The sequence below is a fragment of the Legionella pneumophila subsp. fraseri genome (assembly GCF_000586315.1).
GTDB lineage: Bacteria > Pseudomonadota > Gammaproteobacteria > Legionellales > Legionellaceae > Legionella > Legionella pneumophila_B.
Window position 1 is genome coordinate 95,171 of sequence record NZ_KK074227.1, and the last position, 20,678, is coordinate 115,848.

Consider the following 20,678-nt stretch of genomic DNA (forward strand, 5'->3'; position numbering starts at 1 on the left):
GAATTTTTAATAGCTGATAAATTGTTCAAAGTAGTTTGTATTATATTGAAATTGATGAAATATATAGCATTGTTATGTTTGTGTAAATTTATAATCTGCAATACCTTTTATTTCTTGATGAATTCTATTTGTTATTACATTCGAATCAAAGATTTTGTATATATTCAGTAAAGTTTAAAAAATGATTTTTATACTGCAGATTTGTAATCTATGTCAAAATAGATTTTTTTATTATTGAGAAATTATGAATCTAAGAGATTTACATTATTTTGTCATCTTGGCTGATGTAAAGCATTTTGGTGAGGCTGCTAAACGGTGTTTTGTAAGTCAGCCGACTTTGAGTATGCAAATAAAAAAGCTGGAAGAAGAGTTAGGGGTTGTATTGTTTGAAAGAACTAACAAACAGGTTTTACTGACTGATCAAGGCTCCAAATTATTGGATCGAACTAGAAAAATATTAATTTTGATTGATGAGATGAAAGAACTTGCTCGTCAGTCAGAAGATCCTTTTTCGGGTGAGTTACGTTTGGGGGTTATACCTACAGTATCCCCTTATATGTTGCCTTTGGTAATGCCAGAAATTAAAAATAAGTACCCCCGTCTAAAAGTTTGGTTAATAGAAGATCAAACTCATAGATTAATTACTAAATTGGAACAAGGAGAATTGGATGCTGCTATTATGGCACTTCCAATAGATCAACGTTTTTCATGTCAAATTTTATATGAAGAAATCTTCTATTTTGCTTGTGCAAATACCCATCCTTTGGCACAAGCCAAATCAGTTAATATCAATGATTTAAAAAATCAGCCTATTATGTTACTAGAAGAGGGGCACTGCTTGAGGGAGCAGGCCATGGCTGTATGTCAATTAGCGAAAGCCAATGAAATTGCAGATTTTACCGCGACCAGTTTGGAAACATTGAGATTAATGGTGCAGGCTGGAATGGGGGTGACCTTACTGCCCGCCTTGGCTACACTAATCGCCTCAACCAATCATTTAAAATGCATTCCTTTTTCTGAACCCGCACCATCTCGTACTGTGGGGTTATTTTGGCGCGTAGGAACTCCACGACAAATTTGTTTTAATGCAATCGCTGAATTAATAACAAAAATTGTTCAACCCAAGTTGGCATAGAAATCATTATGATAATTTATTAAGCAATTTTATGAATTTTAACTAACATTCCTAATTGAGGATGATCAAGGTAATAAATGGTGCTTCCTTTTAAACGTTGCTTTTGGGAAACAGTAAACGACGTCTCCTGATGACCTGGGGACAAACATTGCAGATCAGCATCAAATAGATAGTAATTACTTTGACGTACTTTGAGAGTACCTTGAATTTGCCATCCATTATGGTTGATTTTAGGGAGCGCAACTAAACTATTACTTTTCGCTGGTTGTCTCCATGAGTAATGACCCAGGATTTGAAATTGGGATTTACGACTTAAAAGATAATGTTGATCACTTAATTTTGATTGCGAGCGAGGTAGAAGAGTATAGGGCATATGTTTTTTATTATTATCCGAATGCAGTTGAATAGCATTTGGGCTGACAGGAATTAGAGGAACGGATGAATCCAGTTTCATGTTTTTAACACTGCTTTGCGGTTGTGCAAAGAGTATTAAATCAATTTGGTAACTTGATTTGGCTATTGAAAGCCCCGAATATAATATACTGATTGTTATTATTAATAATCTAATCATGACACTTTTATTTTTGTTTTTATGATCTTGGTTATATCTTTGAGGTAGCAAACTCAGTTTTTATGTATTATATACTCATCTGAAAGGAATAATACATAGTAGAAAAGCTATTACTTCTTATTCAACAACTATCCTTGGAAATTTGTCAGCATAGTTTATAGGTTTTTTGCTGAGCTCAATTGCAGTTCGCATCGCTGTTTTAATAAAGGTGTCAGTTAATTGGTTTGATGAATGTGTTGCAGTGGGAATCCCTTCATCGCAATGTTTTCGCACATGACTGTCCAGAGGCAATTGACCTAATAATATACATTGATAAGCGTCACATAAGGCAGCAGCACCACCTTTACCAAAAATTGCTTCTTGATGACCGCAATGACTACAAATGTGGGTGGACATATTTTCTATTACTCCAAGTACGTCAATGCCTGTTCTGGAAAACATAGTGATCGCCTTCTGGGCATCTAAAGTTGCGACATTTTGAGGAGTAGTAACCACTATAGCAGAGGTCAAGGGAATTTTTTGTACCAAAGTGAGTTGAATATCCCCAGTACCAGGAGGTAGATCAATGAATAAATAGTCCAATTCATTCCAAAGAGTGATGTCTAACATTTGGATTAAAGACTTGGCAAGCATAGGCCCTCTCCAAATTAACGCCTGGTTTGTATCCGTCAAGTAGCCAATGGACATGGCTTGCATGCCATGGGCTTCAACTGGTATGTAGCAATTATCCTTTACCTGCACAGGTTTTGTTTCACCAAGCATTAATGGTATGCTTGGCCCATAAATATCCGCATCTAAAATGCCGACTCGAGCACCCAGTTTTGCCAATGCTGCTGCAAGATTTACTGTGACAGTAGATTTTCCAACTCCTCCTTTGCCGGAGGCCACTGCGATAGTGTTTTTTACTCCGCGCAGGGCTTTGCCTGTTAACTGAGTTTTATGTGCTTTGATGAATTGTTGAATAGAAATAGTAACTTGGTAATTGGGGAATTCATTTTGAACTATTTTCTGTACTATTGGTTTATAACTCGTTTCTAATAATGAGGCAGGATATCCGGCGGTCAAGATAATCTGAATATTCTGGTCACTAGTTGTTATTTGGTACTGCAGATTCATTTCTTTTCCATTAAGATCAAGCAAGGGATCCTTTAATGAGTTAATTAACTTAATTACAGTATCTTCAATAGTCATTTTTTAGCCTGGTCTGAAAATAGATTGGTAATGATAACTTAGGTCTCAGCTAATCACTAGTACCATTATTATTAATTGCTTTTTACTGATTTAATAGCGCCCAAATGAGAGGAAGTACATTTCTTGGCATGGCCTTTCTGATGAGTAAGGTGAATGAATTAAATTTTATTGAGCAATCTTGCAGTTACCACGTTTTTAAGCACTCATTTCATATTGCCAATTAATCCAATGCCCATTTGCAAGATAATACAATCCACACCTAATTGGAAATTTTGTGTAATCTGACAGATAATGCCCGTACTCATTTAGTTGTTGGCGATGTTGCTGTAAGGTGTTTATATCTTCTTTCCCGGTTTTAAAGTCAATGATCCATTGTGTGTCATTTTCAATGAAAGTGCGATCAATAATACGGGTAACCAATTTATTTTGATGCTCAACCAGAAGCTCATATTCATTTTGTTCGTTTTCATGCCTGGATAAAATCCATTGGCCAATTTCATTTTGATACATTTGTGAAATTTGGCTTTTTATCATTGATAGGGCGGTTTGTTGCGCTTTCTGATTTAATCCTAATTGTTTAAGTTCATTATGTACCAAGTTCCATGGCACATGATTAATTGTTTGGGGATGGTTATCACAAATCCATTGTAACAGTTGATGGGACACAATGCCTATTAGCCGAGGAATACCCGAAGATATCTCTGGGCATGAACTCTCTTGAGATTGTACTAAACTGGGAGTCTGTTTTTGATAATACTCTATAGGTAGTTTGACTAATTTCGGCAGAGGGAATTCTTGTTCTTCATGTTGGGTTTCGTCAGGATCTGCAATGAATTCCTGGTATTTTAATAAATTTCGAAAGGAAGATTTATAGGATTTTGCTGAATGATCAAGCAAATATAATCTTGATTTTGCCCGGGTAACAGCAACATAAAGTAATCTTTGCGCCTCATAGGCGGATTTTTCTTCATCCAATTGATCCAGATAATCGTACAAAGGGCAACTATCCTGGTTTGCGCTTTTTATAGGGGATACCAGCAATAGGTTTCCATGGTGCTGCGTAGGCAAGTTTAGCCAGCGCAACATGGGCGAATCACCGCGACTGGTTTGTGCTCCAAGGCCAGGGAGTATGACCGTATCAAATTCCAATCCTTTGGATTTATGAATAGTCATGATTTGCAGGCGGGAAGGAGCTGTTTGTTGAGCATACAATTTATTGAATTCGTTTAAACATTCGTTCAGGTCAGGAATGCGACCTTCTTTTTCATATTGGTCTAATAATACCCATAATTGCTCCAGATCGTTTAACTGAGTTTTATCAAGAATTTTTTCCACATGCAGATTTTTCAAGGTATTTGCTATCCAATCGGATAGACGACTATGTGAACGACATAACAAAGCCTGGCTCATGACTTGAATGAAAAAATTGGCTCGGAATCGGCCTTCTTCACTTATATCCTGAATTTTATCTAAATGGAGCAAATTGTGATAAATTGATTTTTTTGAATTATATTGGGCTATGCGATGGATATCAGATAATCCTAATCCAACATAAGGGCTGTGGAGTACCGATAACCAGGACAATCGATTTCCAGGAAAAAGCAGGGCATGAGTGAGTGACCAGACGTCACGTAAATGAACCAAATTGGCTAGTAAATCGATGTCAGTTCCTTGATAAGGAATATTATTTTGACGAAGCAGGCTAATGATTGCAGGAAGTTGTGTTCTTGTCCGCACTAAAACTGCAATAGTTTGTTCAGGGTTGCTGTTTAATTCATTATTAATTATTTGAATCAAATGTTTTGCTTCGTGTTCACGATTTTTAAATTGCAATGCTTGAATAGTACTTGATTCATTGTTCTCAATGACATGAACAGAAGGATGGAAAGATACTGCCCCTGATTCGATATCAACTTGTTGAGAAAATATTTTACTGAAATGATAGTTTACCCAGCTAACTATTGTTTCTGTAGATCGGAAATTACAGCTTAATTCCAATGATTTGAGATGAACTGGTCCTATGCCATGTTTTTTGGCCTGAAAAAACAATCCAACTTCAGCTTGCCTGAAACGGTAGATGGATTGCATGGGATCACCTACCAGAAATAAAGTTTTTCCATCTCCGGGTTCCCAGCCTTGGACTAACTTTGTAAGTAACTCAAACTGAGTAATGGAGGTATCCTGAAATTCATCTACCAATAAGTGATGAATTGCATGATCTAAATAGAGGGCCAAATCAGTTGGATTATCCAAATCACCCAAAGCCGCCAAGGCTTGTTGAGATATGGCAGCGAAATCCACTTCGTTGTGCTCACTAAATGAAACTTGTAAATGTCCAACCAATAAAGGCAGTAATAAAAAAAGTGCTTGCAAAACGTCCCATTGCTCTTTGTCGTATTCAGGGATTGGTAATTGATTAACTTTAAGTAGCGCATCCAGGAAATCAGGGTAGTCCTTGAGCTTACTAAGTAACTCGCCACTCAATGTCTTTATTCTGTTAAATTCATTTGCAGTACAATCCTTTTTAATTAAACCCACATGATGGTCGAAATATTTACGCAATTGATTATCGCCAGTTAATAGTAACTTGCTTAAAGCACTGACAATTTGTTGATCGCATTTTTGAAACTCATACCATTCTCTTAATATAAATCGTGGGGAATCAGGTTTGTTTTCTATAGTAGCTAGTTCACGTGACAAAAGCACTAGCTCTTGAGCCAGGTCTGATGGCAGGCTATTTCTTAGACGAGAGAGTTCATGCTGTTCAATAAGGCGCAAAGCTTGTTCAAAAGTTGACTTTTCTTGCTCTCGTGCCAGGAATAGAGTAGGCAGCCATTGATCTCTTTGGCTAAGAAGCGACTGGAATAATTGGATTAATCTTTCTTGTTTATTATCAACATGAAGAAGTAAGGTTTTAATTGCTTTTTGGTACTCTGGTGTAGCAATAGCATACTGGATACAACAACGAGCGGCTCTAATATAATGAGAATCAGGTGTAGCAGAAATGTCTGGATAAGCCACCTGTTTTTCCAACAAAGGAATGGCTCGGTTAATACTTTGACACAAGGAATCAATAGTTATGATCTTTAAGCGAGAGGGTTGTTCAAGTAAATCCCATTGATATTGCTCATTCCGTTGTAAGGCTTGCTTTGCAAAATTCAAAGTACTTTGTTGATGGGCACTGGCAGCTGGCTGATTTGACGCGGCCCTATGTAATGCCTGAACAATTCGTTCCCGCATTTCACTCGCCGCTTTGCGAGTAAAAGTCAAGGCGATAATTTGTTCAGGAGACTGAACAGTACTTAATAAGCGTAAAAAACGCTGGGTAAGAATCTCTGTTTTACCTGACCCGGCAGGAGCCTGGACTATAAATGATTCGGCAGGATCTGTCGCCTGGCTCCTTTGTTCACTATCGATTAGCGGCATGCCATTATTCCAGAACTATTTCCTGAGCAGGCGGTCTTAAATTGTAATGTGAACTCATACAGTGACCATAGGCGCCAGTGTTTGCAATTAATATCACATCGCCTTCTTTGGTAACCGGCAACAACCGATCGTAACCCAATGTATCTCCCGATTCACAGATTGGGCCAACTATATGGGCGAATCCAGCCTTTTCCTCATGCAGACGAGTCAAGTTTACAATTTCATGATAGGCTCCATATAAGGAAGGCCTTATCAATGAGTTCATTCCTGTTTCAATACCAATAAATTTTACTTTTCCTTTCTCTTTACATTGAGTGACTTTGGCAAGAATGACACCACTTTCAGCTACAAAGAAACGTCCTGGTTCAAGCCAGATGGCTAATCCTGGATATTGAGATTTTACTGCCATTAATTGTGCGTCAAGCGTTGCAAAATCAATAGGATGTTGGCCGGGTTTTTCTACAATACCCAGACCACCACCCAAATTAATTGAGCGTACTTCAGGAAATTGATCCGTCAGGGAGGCAAGCATCGCTGCAGTTTGCTGCCATAAGTCTGTTGAGAGTATGCCACTACCAGAATGAGCATGTAAGCCTATAACCTTAATGTGGTTGGCTTTGGTAAGTGATAGGATCTGGCCTATGTCATTTTGTGTTATACCAAATTTGGATTCGTTTCCACCTGTGGAAACGTGTTTATGATGGCCAGCTCCGGTGCCCGGGTCTATGCGAACGATCACTTCGCGGTTTTTAAACAATTCAGGCCAATTTTCCAAGGGATACAAGCTATCAATGGTCACATAGCAGCCTATTTGCAGAGCAAATTCATACTCGGATTTGGGAGCAAAATTGGGTGTAAATAAAATTCTTTCTTTTTTAATATTGGGGAACAGTTTTAATACCAACTCCAATTCCTGAATAGAAACGCATTCAAAACCTATCCCTTCTTTTTCCAGGGTTTTTAAAATAGAAGGGAATGGATTGGCTTTAATGGCGTAAAACAAGCTATCAATTGACTCCAGAGAAGATAATTGTCTTGCACGAGTTGCCTGGGTGGGGCTATGGTAAATATAACAAGGAGAATGTATTTCACTGGTTGTCAGCAAGCGGTCTCTTTCAATTTCCCACCAGGGTGTTGGACGAGCATTGGGTTTGCCAAATTCTTCATGCCAGCTTTTGGAGTAATAAAAAATTTGAGGATTACTTTCGATTAACAGATGATGCAATCTTTGACATAATTTTTCAGCATGTGATTCATCAACAACAAAGGTCAAATTAAGGTCATTCGATGCCAGAGACATCAGGTACACTTGTTTTGCTTCAAACACTTCCAATGCAGGGCCAAGATGAGGTAATACAGTTCGGATGTGATGTCCTACCAAACTGACAGCACTACAGGGTTCTATCAGTTTGGCGCGTCCAAATTGGTTTAAATCGTCGAGCAAGGCATTAATTGCTGGTCTATCATGTATTTTGGCATTAACATCCAGGGATAGGGTGACATTGAATTCAGAAGAAGAAAGCAAATCAACTGAAAACCCATGCTTTTTAAAGGCGGCAAATACATCAGCCAGAAATCCTACTTGTTGCCACATATTCAAAGTGTCTATAGAAATTAGCAGTATGCTGTGCTTAACCTGGATGGATTTTATTAAGGGTGCCGATTCATCAATGTCTTTGGTAATCAATGTTCCTGAATGTTCAGGCAGGTGAGTGTATTTGACTACCATAGGGATATTGGCTTTTCGAACAGGTGGTATGCAATTGGGGTGTAAAACTTTGGCCCCCATTGAGGCAATTTCCTGAGCTTCATCATAATTTAATTGCTTTAATAATCGGGCGTGGGGTAATTGATGCGGGTTGGCGGTATAAATGCCTGGGACATCAGTCCATATTTCACAAGAAGCGGCCTGTAGTTTTCCCGCAAGTAGTGCTGCTGAAGTATCAGAGCCTCCTCGACCAAGCAAAACGGTTTCACCATGAGGATTGGCAGCAAAAAAACCTTGGGTAATAATGGCTTGAGCCCCACTGGAGAGAAATTTTTCTACCAATGCCGAGTCGTATTCACTCTCACAACGGGCAGAGAGATAGTTCATTGTTTCTCCACCAAGGGTTGGTGTGCTTGTTAACAATTCTCTGGCATCATACCATTTTACTTTAATCCCTTGTTTTTCAAGAAAGGCATGGCCTAAGCGAGTCATCATCAACTCACCCAAACTTAAAATTTGCGCATGTGTTTTTGCAGGCGCTTGTTTGAGCAAGGAGACTCCAGTTAGCCATTGCTGTAATTGGTGCAAATCTGCAGCAATTAACTCATGGTTTACTTCTAATTGTTCTGCCAGATTCAGGTGACTGCTCTGAATGTCATTGAAAAGGCTATGATGCTCGTCAAGAAGGGCTGCCTCTATGGCTTTTTCAAGTTTGTTGGAAATTTGAGTTAAAGCAGAACAGACTATAACGGGCTGAACACCTGTGTTCAGATGTTTTTGGGTAATTGCAGCAATATTATTCCAAGTGGCTCTGGTTGAAACACTAGTGCCGCCAAATTTGATGACTACTTGTTGCATGATTAGTATTCCGCTCAAAATTAATACACCTTAGCATGGACTAAAGTATTTGTACAAGTAGATTAAGCCCCAATTTAAAAAAGATTTTTCTCAAGACAACCCAAGTCACGAGTTGAGTCTACAAAGCATGGGTTGGGAAAGGTAGGCTCGAATAAAAATTTATCATATGCCTTTGATTTTACCATAATTAACTTGATTAACTCATTATGATTAAAACTTTTATAAAAATTTAAGAAAATAGGAAATAATTTTTTTTTACCGTTTTAAATCATTATAAATTCATTTATTATCATTTTTATTACCATGAATTGGGATGTTATTAAACGAAAGGAGTGTGGAGTGAAAATTAGGCACAAACCCTTAAGAACGCTAGTGAGTACTGCTGTTCTCGGAGTTCTAGCTACTGGTACATTAAACGCAGGTGGATTTTCTTTGTATACCGAAGGAGCTGGATATACAACAGGTAACTTCGCTGCCGGTGTGGCTGCTGAAGCAGCGGATGCTTCTACAGGTTGGTATAATCCAGCAGGTTTGGTATTAATCCGCGATCAGCAAGCTGTATTTGCAGGTGTCGGTGTATTCCCAACTGCCAAGTTAAGCGGAGTTAGTACTTACTCAACAATTAATCCGCCCCCTTTCCCTTCTTTTGTTTATTCTGAGGTTTTCAATAATATCAATGGGGCTGAGGATGCTTTTGTGCCCTCGTTTCATTATGCCTTGCCATTGGGTGAAAATGCTACGTTTGGGTTAAGTGTTGTATCACCATTTGGATTGGCAACAGATTGGGGCCCAGATTCTCCAGTGCGCTATCAAGCCACTTTTACTGAGTTAATTACCACCAATATATCACCCGAAATTGGTGGTAGATTAACAGAGCACGTTGCTTTGGGGGCTGGTTTGGATTTGCAATATGCTAGAGTTAAATACAATCGTATACTTGGAGTACCTAACATACTGAATGTTTTGCCACCTTTTAACCCCATGTTAGCCGATTCACTGACTTACAATAAAGGACACTCTTTTGGAGTAGGTTTTCATGTGGGTGTTCTGGGCATGTTTAACGATAATCATACTCGTCTCGGTGCAAACTATCAGTCATCAATGCGGCATGAATTCTATGGCTACAGTCGTCTAACAGGGCCATTGGCAAGTCCAGGTAATATATTAGCGCCATTTTTGTTCCCGGCACCTGGCATATTTCAAAGCGATGATTTATTTAGTAACTCAATTGATTTTCCTGATGTAGTGACTATTAGTGCTTATCATGATGTCAATGACAAACTTGCACTGTTAGGCTCTTTAGTTTATACTGCATGGAGTAGTTATAAAACAGTACAACTCTCTAATGCAGCTGCCGGAAGACCAGCGGATAATGGAAATGTTTCCCAAGCCAAGGCGATAAGCATATCACCGCAGAATTATAACGATACTTTGCGGGTAGCGATTGGTGCCAATTATCATGTTAATGATAAATTAATGCTTCGTGTGGGCGGTGGTTATGATCCAACACCTACGAACAATATTGACAGAGACGTGCGTTTACCGGATACAGATCGTTGGGCTTTATCTGCTGGCGCTCATTATCAGGCAACGAATAATATCGGTCTCGATATCGGATATACCCATTTATTTACTTCAAGTGATCCAGTTATTAACAGGACTGATGCGTTTACTGCAACAACCAGATATAACGTTACAGCATCTGGAACTGCAGGTGCCAATTTAGTAGGTGTGCAAGCAACTTGGACTATTGATAAAGAACCTCCAGCACCGACTAAATAAAGCTTTCTCTTGACCTTGTTAGAAGCCACGTGATATGCGTGGCTTTTTTATTAGTCAGAACTTATGAAAAATCCCAATCTCTTCGCTAAAATTAGGAAATATTTTTTGCACTGACCTTGGGGTTTTGTATAAGCCCTGTTAGTTTTATGTGTGTCGGGATAAATAACGTTTAGATAATCGTGTGCTGAGATAATTAATCTTAATTAAGATAAACGTAAGTATTTACATGTATTGATTATGTAGGTTGTATTAGCGTTCAACCTACATAAGCTATTCAAAACAAATGGAGACAATTGACTAGTTTTTAGTAATTTCAGCCTCTCCAGGTCCTATTACTCTCAGCGAATAGCCTTTAGCCGATAGCGTCTTGGGAGTAATATCGCCAGTATTCAGATCCATGGTAACGTATCCGATATCAATTGGGTTAGCTGTATTGGTTGCCATTTTAATTAAGGCAGGGCATTGACCATTAGTTGTATGTCCATAGCAAGCCAATCTCACTAAATTCCAATACACTTGATTGGTAGAGTAAGCTGCTGTTGGGTAAAGAGAGGGGATGCTGCCTGCTATGTAGGCATTGGATTCTTCACCAGTTCTGTTATGGGTTGTTAAATAAGCTGGAGCTGCAAAAGTTGTTGCAGCACCGAGACTAATTGCTAAGGCCGATAAACCTTTAAGCATTAAATTCATTGATTTCTCCTTCTAGATTGTAGTTGATTAGGCAATGCCAATCCCATTTACTATATGAGATTTGTTATAGATGAGGCAAGTCTTTCTCTTTATATAGTCGTTTTATAGTTCTTGATTTGATTTATTTGACTCATAATTAAATAAAATTTTGAGAGTTTAATAACTCAGCCATGCCTTTAGCAAAATAAGAAATAATAAAATCAGCGCCAGCACGTTTAATCGCAATGAGACTTTCAGTCATTGCTTGTTCTTCATTGATTAGATTATTTTTTGCTGCATTTTTTATCATCGAATATTCACCGCTGACCTGATAGGCACAAAGCGGTACATCAGCAAAATGTTGTTTAAGTTTATAAATAATATCAAGATAAAAACCGGCTGGTTTAACCATAATCATATCTGCGCCTTCTTCCAGATCTAATCGGGTTTCCCTTACAGCTTCCTCACTATTTGCCGGATCCATTTGATACGCTTTCCTATCGCCAAACTGTGGTGCACCCTGCGCTGCCTCTCTAAAAGGCCCATAAAGGCACGAGCAATATTTGGCACTGTAACTTAAAATAGGAATATCATGAAATGAGGCAGTATCCAATGCCTGGCGTATAGCCAAAACCATTCCGTCTGTCATGCCACTGGGAGCAACCCAGTCAGCACCTGCTTCAGCATGACTTACCGCTTGTTTTCCTAATAATTCTAAGGTAGCAGCAATATTAATTTGAGTACCATCCAGAATCCCGCAATGACCATGATCGGTATATTCGCAAAAACAAAGATCAGTAATCACTAACATGTCACTATTCACTGATTTAATTTTTTTAATAGCTTGTTGGATGATTCCATTATTATTCATTGATTCACTGCCACAAGCATCTTTTTGCTTAGGGATGCCGAATAAGAGGACTGCAGGGATGCCTAATTTTGATAAAGCTTCAATTTCCTCAGGTATACAATTGAGGCCTAGTTGAAATTGGCCTGGCATAGCGCTGATTTCTTTTGCTTCAGTTAAATATTCGCTAATAAACAATGGAGCAATTAGTTGTTGTGTATGCAGCCTCGTCTCTCTTACTAATGCTCTTGACATGGCATTTTTTCTTAAACGAGATAATCTTAAAGGCAAATTATATTCATTCATTTATTACATCCTTCGACAGTATGGATTAAGATTTTATTTGTCAGGTTTTGCTTTTTCTGGTGATGATGTGCTTTTAGTATATAGAATATCGACGCCATTACCCGAATCACTGCTGCTTACCTGAATGCTTAAAAATTTATTTAGTATATATTTTAATGTTAATACGTTAGGGTCAGTTTGAGACAAACCGACGTTATAACTTAAATAAATTCGATCTGAAAGAGATTTTCCAACCACAACACCAGTTGATTCACTAATTTTATTGGTTTGTTGATTAAAATTAGTGGTTGTCTGTACGTTAAAATCGAATCCTAATTTTTGCTTTAATTGCTCCAACAGTTGGGTTCCATTAGTTCCTGTACCTAAATTCATCGAGGAGATAGCTGTTAAAAGTAATTGGCCTTTTGCCTTATCTGCTTGATTGGCTGGGCGGCCTATTACAAGAAAAGATAGGATATCTGCTTGAGAAAGTGTTGGAGGATTAGAGAATAATTGAATTTTAGGTGATTGTAATCGTCCAGTTACTTCGACTCCAACATTAAAATTGTTACCAACGTTGAGGTTATTATAATTGTTAAAATTAAACAGTTCGGATGAGCCTGATACACTCCCAAATGAATTGGATATGTTCTTGGATGCCTTTAAATTAATTCCAGGATTATCAATTCGGCCGCCTGTAAAAATTAATTGTCCTTGTTCAATAGATAAATCTTGCCCATAGGCTTTATATTCTCCTTTTTTGACGGTTAACTCACCATTTGCCGTTATGGGTCCTTGTGATAATTGATTGATTGTAACTATACCCGCCAAATAAGCATGCAATCCTTTAAAGGTCAGCTCAACTTCTTCTCCCATTTCAACTCGTACTGACATATTGGTATTAAATAAGGGGGTTATAGGTTGGGCATTCTTACTCGCAAATACAATATCATCTGTAGCCACAAGACTATTGGTAAATGTTTGGGGTTTTATATGAGCATTAGGAATTTGGATAATTCCAGTGATTTGACATAGCGATGGAGTGAAGCGCACCTGTAACTGTGGAGATATATTAACCTGGAATTCCTTATTATTTGCAATGGGAAAATTGGAACCTTCTATTGAAACAGTCCCACCAAGCTCTTTATTGAAAATCCCTTGTCCTTTTAAGGTCAGTTTTTTTTCAGATGAATGAATAGAGCCAGTCGCTTCCCATCCATCTTTTTTGCTAAAAACCGCTAATACCATATCAGTTATATTGAGACCTAAAGCGGGGATATTAAATGAGCCTTTGTTTAAAGCGAGTTTACTTTCAATTATTGGTTTATTTAAAGTGCCCTTTGCATGAATGGAGGCGAGAAATTGTCCCTTGGGATTTATTAAATAAGGACTGGCATTTTGCAAAAAATCCAGAGAGTTAAAAAGAATGGATAGTTTCGCATCAATTGTTTGTTGTGCTATATCTTGGTAGACATTAAACTCCGGGAATTTAAAATTAAAATTCACTTTTTTATATGCATCCAGAAAGAGAACTCCTTGTCCACTGAATTGTTTTTGGGAAAGAGAGCCTTTAATATTGCCGCCAGTAAACTGAATTAACGGCATCAGATTGTTTTCTGTTATTTGATAATGACCTGGAGCAATGGTGATCAGAAAGTCGGCATGATGGTCATTTTGAGTTTCCATTTTCAAAGCAAATTTTGTATATAAACCATCAAGTTTTGATGAGAAATCTAATGGTTGAGAGAACGTAGCATCGACATTCCATTGCCAAGGCAGCTTGCCCTTAATCGAAGCGTTCATTTGCCAATTTTTTAATTGATCTATGTCAAGTTTGGATTTTAAGTCGATAGCTAAATTTGGAATTGTTCCCGATACTTCAATTCTTCCTTGCGAGCTTTTTAAATTGTTATTTTTATTGTCTTGCCAATGTAAGTCGCGCCATTTTATGACTTGCTTTATTTGTTTTAACTGTTGAAGACTGCCGTTAATTGTTATTTTTCCAGGACCTTCAAATTCTCCTCCCCATTGAATTTGATTCCGATTACCGCCAATGTCTACCCCTCCTGAGAATATATTCTTATTTGTAGAATGTGGGTTTAAACGAATTTTTCCTGAAAATACATGAGGAAATGAGTTGCTAACTTCTAATTGGCTGGTAATCAATTGATTCCAATAATTAAATTGCAGTGTATTCAGTTTAATTAATTGTTGATTTAAATAACCGCTTAATTTGATATTTTTTAGTATCAGTATGGGCGTCTTTTGATTTATTTCAATCATTTCAGCACTCATGCTATCAATAGGCAATTTTTTGTGAAGCAATGAGCTGAAACGCCAGTTAACCGCCAGGTTAAAAATTTTTATTTTAGTGTCTTGATGTTGATATTCCATTTCACCAATAGAAAATTGATCAAGTAATTGTCCTTTAAGATGGTGTATTTTAAGAGTGCCAGGAAGATATAAATGAGTTAATTTAATTACTGCATATAGCCCCGGGGTAGTTGAAATCAAAAAGATAATCAAACTAACCAGACATATTGCTGTTATTAAGCAGTAGTAAAATCCTTTTTTTATAAATTTTAATATCATCATAAGTCTGGTCCCATACTGATAACCAATCTTGGATTGTGTCCTATTCTCTCCATCTTATTATCGACTGATTGGGCTAATCCAACTTTAATTGGCCCAATAGGGGAAACCCACATCAGACCGCCTCCAATATCGTATTGAATGTTTTTAACGGATGGATTGTAAACATCTCCAGCATCGTAAAATCCAACAAGATACCAGTTTTTTTTGAATTCTTTTTGAATTTCAAAGCCACCATAAGTGATAATTTTTCCTGGTCCGATAGAGTTAAAACTATAGGCTTTAAGGTTGTCAGTTCCTCCCAGAAGTAATGCCAGGGAAAGCGGTAATTCATTGATATCATTGATTGCTGTAATACCTTGGATGGTATGCCCATACAGGCGCAAATGCAGTGAATCCAATGTGAGCGCGGCTTTGGCATCCAGTGAAAGTTGTCCAAAGTTCAGATGGGAGAGGACGGCCTTATTCGCCCCAAGCGCGTTAAAAGTAATATTATACCCTGATGGCGAAAACAAGAGATTTTTAGTTTTACTGAAAGTGATATTGGCTTTGGGGTAGAGCAAAAACTGATCCGTATTGGGTTGTAGAGAGTAATGAAAACTTTCATACAGAGCATTCAGTGAAAGCGCTCTTTGAAATTGATTCACATTATGCAATTGGCTCAGGGATAAGAGAGTAGCATTACTGTAACCTGCATTATAGTTTAAATTTGAAAAATTACCGGTCAAGGCATATTGATCGGTAACAGGGTTTTTTCCGGGGATTACATATTGGGCTTGTAAGGCGTTTTGCCTGAAAGAGCCTTGTGCTACGGCATTAAACTTATGTCCTTGGCGATTGACTGGAATCACATGAAGAGCTGCTTTTCCACGCACTCCTGTGTCTGTTCCATAGCCAAGGCCAAATGAATAGGAATATTTAGGTACAGGTTGCAAATGAACAATGACCGGTACTGTTTGGGCGTCAGTAATTTGGGGTTTTACCAGTACAGAACTAAAATAACCGCTGTTCGATAAATAATCATTCAATTTCAAAACTTGATCTGTGGCATAAGGTTGGCCAGGATCAAATGGTACGAAACGGTGTAATAGCTGAGGAGAAATATAGGTTGGGTCAAATTGCACCTGGCCAAAATAATATTGGGGCCCCGTATCAAAAATCAGGGTGATTTGAGCCGATTTTTTGTGTTCATCTATCAATATTTCAGCTTTTTTAAATACGCCGTGCAAATACCCCATATTTTCTGCAGTATTAATAATGTTTTGTTTTGCTTTTTCGTATTGTTCTGAAAACAGAGGATCTCCAATATGCAGGGGTAACTCTTTCAGAGTTTTTCGTAATAATGGATTTTGTGCTCCCTCTCCTGTTAGCATCGCTTTAATGGAGGCAATACGAATTTGAGGCCCAGGTTGAATTTTTATTATTATTTTATTGTTGAGGTTATTAATACTGGTTTCCGCATTGAAATATCCAAATGGTTGAATGGCTTTATTAATTTGGTCTTGAAGTTCGGTTGGGGTAAATTGGCTTAAAGGTTTAATTTGGATCAATTCATCTAAACGAGTTTCCACATTAGCAAGAACTTTTCCTTTTATACCATCAATCTCAAACAGCCCGGCTTTTTTATCCTGAGCAAACAATGGAAAACACAAAATGATTAGTATGATTAAATATGTAAACCTATTCATGTAATAACTACATCAATTGATGCTCTCGGCACACTCCAGTTGTTTTAACTTATAAATTAAATCCAACGCTTCTTTGGCAGTTAATCTATCTGGATCAATTTTTTTTAGTTCAGTTAAAATTGGAGATGTGGGAGGCTTTATAATTTGAGTCTGGACCAGGATAGATTGAGTATCTTGTATCTGATTCAGATGTTCATGAGCCAGCTTTAGCACTTCTTTAGGTATACCAGCTAATTCTGCGACTTCTAATCCGTAACTACGATTTGCGCAACCTTCTTCGACACGGTACAAGAAAACAATTTGTCCTGTCTTGATGGATGCTTGCAAATGCACGTTGCGAATACAAGAGAAGTCTTTGGGTAATTCGGTCAACTCCAGGTAATGAGTAGAAAACAAAGTATAGGCTTTTATTGTTGACGCAAGAAAGGCACAGCTTGCGTAAGCTAATGCCATTCCATCATAGGTACTGGTACCACGACCAATTTCATCAATTAATACGAGGCTTTGGCTGGTTGCCTGCCGTAATATTTGAGCTGTCTCAGTCATTTCCACCATAAAAGTGGAACGTCCAGAGGATAAATCATCACTGGCCCCAATGCGAGTAAAGATTCGGTCTAATGGACCTAATCTCACTTCATCAGCAGGTACAAAACTTCCAATATGTGCCAGCAGAACGATTAAGGCGGTTTGCCTCATGTAGGTCGATTTGCCGCCCATGTTGGGCCCAGTGATTAGTAACATATTTTGATTTGGTTTAAGTTCCAAATCGTTAGCGATAAATCGTTCTTGTAATAATGGCTCAATGACAGGATGTCGTCCGGCTTGTATCATAATGCCTGATTCAGGAACGAGATTCGGGCAATTCCAATTCAAACTTTGTGCTCTTTCAGCAAGAGTGACTAATACGTCCAATTGCGCCAGAGATTTTGCAAGATCCGATAACTCAGGTATGTATTGCTGAATTTCTTCAAGTAAATTGTCATATAGCCATTTTTCACGAGCCAATGCTTTGGATTGAGCTGAAAGCACTTTGTCTTCGAACAACTTTAGTTCGGGAGTAATATAACGTTCCACATTTTTTAAAGTTTGCTTTCTGTGAAAATGGGGCGGCGCATTTTGAGCTTGTGCCTTTGACAGTTCAATATAAAATCCCTGAACGCTATTGTAACCTAGTTTTAGAGTGGATAATCCTGTGCGATTTTTTTCTTCCTGTTCAAGTTTTACTAATGTTTCATGAGCATTGCTGCTTAAATTACGCAATTCATCCAGTTCTTCATCAAATCCTGGAGCAATGACTCCACCATCCCTAATTAGCATCGGCGGGTTGTCTATAATGGCTGTTTCAAGCAGTTGCTGCAGCAGCGGGAGAGGGCTTATTTCTTTCTTGATTTCATTGATTAACAAGGTCTTGTTTTCTTGTAATTCGTCATGGATTGCTGGAAGCAGTGTCAGAGTTTGCAATAAGGAAACCAAATCACGCGGGCGTGCCGATTTTAAAGCAATACGTGATACTATGCGCTCCACATCGGCGCATTGTTTAATCAGCTGATGAAGTGAAACGTCTTGTTGAAGAAAAATAATTTCCTTAATGGCTTGTTGTCTTGTTTGAATGATTGCATGTTGTTTTAATGGTTTTCCCAGCCAACGCTTGAGTAAACGGCTTCCCATCGCACAAGCTGTTTTATCTAATATGGAAAGCAAACAGTGCTCACCACCACCATGTATATTTTCAAAAAGCTCCAAGTGCCTTTGAGTCGATGCGTCCAGTTGCAGGTAATCCTCGGATTGCTCAAGAGTAAGTGTTGTAAGATGTGGTAATGACTGTTTTTGAGTGGTTTTTAAATAAGCTAATAAAGCGCCTGCTGCAATCAAGGCAGTGGGGTAATTTTGTTCGCCAAAGGCCGAAAGATCGGTCACGGAGAATTGTTCACACAATAATTTATGTGCGTTGCTTGCATCAAATTCCCATCCTGGTCTGAATTTAACAGCAAAGTTAGAACAAAATGAAGGAAGCGGCGTGGATTCTTTGCAGAGGAGCTCTGCTGGTTGCAGGCGCACTAACTCTGCATTTAACTGATGTTCTTCTGTTAATTCCTGCAAATGAAAACGACCGCCACCTAAATCAACCCATGCAATACCAATTTTTTGTTTTTGGGTGTGTATGGCCAACAAAATATTATCTTTTCTGGCATCTAATAATGCTTCATCTGTTACTGTACCAGGAGTAATGATTCGCGTTACTTGTCTTTCTACTGGTCCTTTACTGGTAGCTGGATCTCCGATTTGTTCACAGATGGCTACGGATTCCCCTTTTTTTAATAACCGTGCCAAATAGTTTTCTACTGCATGATAGGGAACGCCGGCCATGGGAATAGGTTTGTCAGCAGATTGTCCTCTATGTGTCAGAGTTAAATCCAAAAGTTGTGATGCGCGTTTGGCATCATCAAAAAACAACTCATAAAAATCACCCATGCGATAAAATAAAAGCATGTCGGGATAGTCTGTTTTAATGCGCAAATATTGCTGCATCATTGGGGTGTGAGAGCTAGCCATAGTGATTGAGTTGATTGAAATTGCCCCAATTTTAACAAAAGTGTTGTGTGAAGTCAGTAAGATATGTTGGTGGTTTTGGCTTTTATGATCATAATATGATCAATATGACATGAAAGTGCATTAAGTATAATCTTAATGTGTCATAAAATAAGTATGATTTTTAAAATTCGCAAATTACTGTGAGTTTGCCAAAATGATTGCCAACACTTATTTTTGCCATTTAATTTAACATTCTGCAACAAAATATAAATTTTATTTTTTAAGTTCAGAAGATAAGTCCTTCACTTAATGAGAATATTTGCTAGAATTAACGTGATATTACAAAAAATAAATAGGGAGAGTGATTATGAATCGTTTAGCTATGATTGCTGCTGCTAGTTGTCTAGCATTATTTTTAACTGGATGCGGTGAGGGCTCAAAGCCTGCAGATACAAAGACTGATCAACAACAGCAGCAACAACCAACTGATCAGCAACAACAAGGTGGTGAAAATACTGGAAATAACCAAGCCCAACCTTCTACTGAAGGCCAAGGCCAATAAAATTAATTTCAGTGTTATTTATTTAAATTATCAAGAAAACCCCATAGATGTTTTATGGGGTTTTTTATAGGTGAAAGGTATGGGGCATTTCTCGATACTGATTGAAGAAATAGCAGCCTATTTAAAAAAGGCCAAATGGCAATTAGTGACCGCGGAATCTTGTACGGGAGGTTTAATTGCTACTTGCCTTACAGAAATACCCGGAAGCTCAAATTGGTTTGAGCGTGGTTTTGTTACTTATAGTAATTTAGCTAAAGAAGAAATGCTTTCTGTTGCTCACGAGCTAATACAAACCCATGGGGCAGTCAGTGAAGAAGTCGCTTTGGCTATGGCTTTTGGTGCGTTACAACATAGTATGGGTAATATTGCTGTATCAGTTACTGGTATCGCAGGTCCAGAAGGAGGCAGTATTGAAAAACCAGTAGGTACTGTATGCTTTGCCTGGGCAGTTCGTCATCAATTTCAACAAACATCAAGACAGCAATTCACTGGAAGTCGGCAAGAAATACGTTTGTCTGCCTGTCAATATGCTTTAAATGGAGTGCTTTCTACTCTTAAAAAAATTAGTAGTTAACCGAATAGTTTTTTAAAAATATAGATTAACTATTATTTGGTCTCAAATTCTTGTTTTTACCATTCAGCCAATAAAAATTACAATAAATCTCTTGCATAAACAGTGTCTTTTGTTTTATAGCTGTAACGCAAATAGTTCGTAGAGTGGATGTATACAATGAAAATCTACGAACCCATCGAAAATGTGTTTCTTGTTTTAAACTGAATAACTAAAGTTGCACAAGAAGTATAATAATTTGTTTGGTTAAAAAAATAGGGA

At 38.0% G+C, this 20,678-nt stretch carries 13 protein-coding genes; 4 read left to right on the forward strand and 9 right to left on the reverse strand.

The genetic code is table 11. The annotated features are described in order from the left end of the window. Positions 1-244: 244 nt before the first annotated feature. Entirely contained in the window at positions 245-1,135 is an 891-nt protein-coding gene (locus CC34_RS0114005) for a LysR substrate-binding domain-containing protein (protein ID WP_028378077.1), read from the forward strand. Positions 1,136-1,154: 19 nt separating this feature from the next. Here the strand turns inward: CC34_RS0114005 and CC34_RS0114010 are convergent, their stop codons facing one another. The 4 genes from CC34_RS0114010 to CC34_RS0114025 all read right to left on the reverse strand — a co-directional run bounded on the left by CC34_RS0114010 (position 1,155) and on the right by CC34_RS0114025 (position 8,889). Beyond that, positions 1,155-1,706, reverse strand: coding sequence for a CsiV family protein (locus CC34_RS0114010; protein WP_028378078.1), 552 nt, complete (start codon positions 1,704-1,706; stop codon positions 1,155-1,157). A 117-nt stretch (positions 1,707-1,823) separates the two neighbouring features. Next, positions 1,824-2,897: an iron-sulfur cluster carrier protein ApbC gene (gene apbC / locus CC34_RS0114015; protein WP_028378079.1), complete on the reverse strand. Its 1,074-nt coding sequence runs from the start codon at positions 2,895-2,897 to the stop codon at positions 1,824-1,826. Between the two features lie 195 nt (positions 2,898-3,092). After that, positions 3,093-6,323 (reverse strand): UvrD-helicase domain-containing protein, encoded by a 3,231-nt coding sequence (locus CC34_RS0114020; RefSeq protein ID WP_028378080.1) that lies wholly within the window; start codon positions 6,321-6,323, stop codon positions 3,093-3,095. Positions 6,324-6,327: 4 nt separating this feature from the next. Further along, a complete protein-coding gene (locus CC34_RS0114025) occupies positions 6,328-8,889 on the reverse strand; it encodes a bifunctional aspartate kinase/diaminopimelate decarboxylase (RefSeq protein WP_028379631.1) in 2,562 nt (853 codons plus the stop codon). 339 nt (positions 8,890-9,228) lie between these two features. On the opposite strand from CC34_RS0114025, the gene CC34_RS0114030 reads away from it, so the two are divergent. Continuing rightward, on the forward strand, positions 9,229-10,671 hold the full coding sequence (locus CC34_RS0114030; protein WP_011946743.1) for an OmpP1/FadL family transporter: 1,443 nt from the start codon (positions 9,229-9,231) through the stop codon (positions 10,669-10,671). A 297-nt stretch (positions 10,672-10,968) separates the two neighbouring features. Here the strand turns inward: CC34_RS0114030 and CC34_RS0114035 are convergent, their stop codons facing one another. From CC34_RS0114035 to mutS, 5 genes are all read right to left on the reverse strand, one after another. Next, positions 10,969-11,361, reverse strand: a complete 393-nt coding sequence (locus CC34_RS0114035) for a hypothetical protein (RefSeq protein WP_010947535.1) — start codon at positions 11,359-11,361, stop codon at positions 10,969-10,971. 136 nt (positions 11,362-11,497) lie between these two features. Next, positions 11,498-12,493 (reverse strand): porphobilinogen synthase, encoded by a 996-nt coding sequence (gene hemB / locus CC34_RS0114040; RefSeq protein WP_011946742.1) that lies wholly within the window; start codon positions 12,491-12,493, stop codon positions 11,498-11,500. A gap of 33 nt (positions 12,494-12,526) precedes the next feature. After that, positions 12,527-15,067, reverse strand: coding sequence for a translocation/assembly module TamB domain-containing protein (locus CC34_RS0114045; RefSeq protein ID WP_028379632.1), 2,541 nt, complete (start codon positions 15,065-15,067; stop codon positions 12,527-12,529). Then, positions 15,064-16,752, reverse strand: coding sequence for an autotransporter assembly complex protein TamA (locus CC34_RS0114050; RefSeq protein WP_028378086.1), 1,689 nt, complete (start codon positions 16,750-16,752; stop codon positions 15,064-15,066). The genes CC34_RS0114045 and CC34_RS0114050 overlap by 4 nt, the downstream gene beginning before the upstream one ends. Positions 16,753-16,764: 12 nt before the next feature. After that, on the reverse strand, positions 16,765-19,305 hold the full coding sequence (gene mutS / locus CC34_RS0114055) for a DNA mismatch repair protein MutS (RefSeq protein WP_028379633.1): 2,541 nt from the start codon (positions 19,303-19,305) through the stop codon (positions 16,765-16,767). A 346-nt stretch (positions 19,306-19,651) separates the two neighbouring features. Between mutS and CC34_RS0114060 the strand changes: the two genes are divergently transcribed. Beyond that, positions 19,652-19,846, forward strand: a complete 195-nt coding sequence (locus tag CC34_RS0114060; protein WP_011946739.1) for a hypothetical protein — start codon at positions 19,652-19,654, stop codon at positions 19,844-19,846. Positions 19,847-19,925: 79 nt separating this feature from the next. Then, the gene (locus CC34_RS0114065; RefSeq protein WP_028378088.1) at positions 19,926-20,420 is read left to right on the forward strand and encodes a CinA family protein; all 495 of its coding nucleotides are present in this window, start codon (positions 19,926-19,928) and stop codon (positions 20,418-20,420) included. Positions 20,421-20,678: the final 258 nt, after the last annotated feature.

Bases quoted from the DNA above. Each gene is read 5' to 3' on its own strand.
- CC34_RS0114005 (WP_028378077.1), top strand. From the start codon at position 245: ATGAATCTAAGAGATTTACATTATTTTGTCATCTTGGCTGATGTAAAG.
- CC34_RS0114010 (WP_028378078.1), bottom strand. From the start codon at position 1,706: ATGATTAGATTATTAATAATAACAATCAGTATATTATATTCGGGGCTT.
- apbC (WP_028378079.1), bottom strand. From the start codon at position 2,897: ATGACTATTGAAGATACTGTAATTAAGTTAATTAACTCATTAAAGGAT.
- CC34_RS0114020 (WP_028378080.1), bottom strand. From the start codon at position 6,323: ATGCCGCTAATCGATAGTGAACAAAGGAGCCAGGCGACAGATCCTGCC.
- CC34_RS0114025 (WP_028379631.1), bottom strand. From the start codon at position 8,889: ATGCAACAAGTAGTCATCAAATTTGGCGGCACTAGTGTTTCAACCAGA.
- CC34_RS0114035 (WP_010947535.1), bottom strand. From the start codon at position 11,361: ATGAATTTAATGCTTAAAGGTTTATCGGCCTTAGCAATTAGTCTCGGT.
- hemB (WP_011946742.1), bottom strand. From the start codon at position 12,493: ATGAATGAATATAATTTGCCTTTAAGATTATCTCGTTTAAGAAAAAAT.
- CC34_RS0114045 (WP_028379632.1), bottom strand. From the start codon at position 15,067: ATGATGATATTAAAATTTATAAAAAAAGGATTTTACTACTGCTTAATA.
- CC34_RS0114050 (WP_028378086.1), bottom strand. From the start codon at position 16,752: ATGAATAGGTTTACATATTTAATCATACTAATCATTTTGTGTTTTCCA.
- mutS (WP_028379633.1), bottom strand. From the start codon at position 19,305: ATGGCTAGCTCTCACACCCCAATGATGCAGCAATATTTGCGCATTAAA.
- CC34_RS0114060 (WP_011946739.1), top strand. From the start codon at position 19,652: ATGAATCGTTTAGCTATGATTGCTGCTGCTAGTTGTCTAGCATTATTT.
- CC34_RS0114065 (WP_028378088.1), top strand. From the start codon at position 19,926: ATGGGGCATTTCTCGATACTGATTGAAGAAATAGCAGCCTATTTAAAA.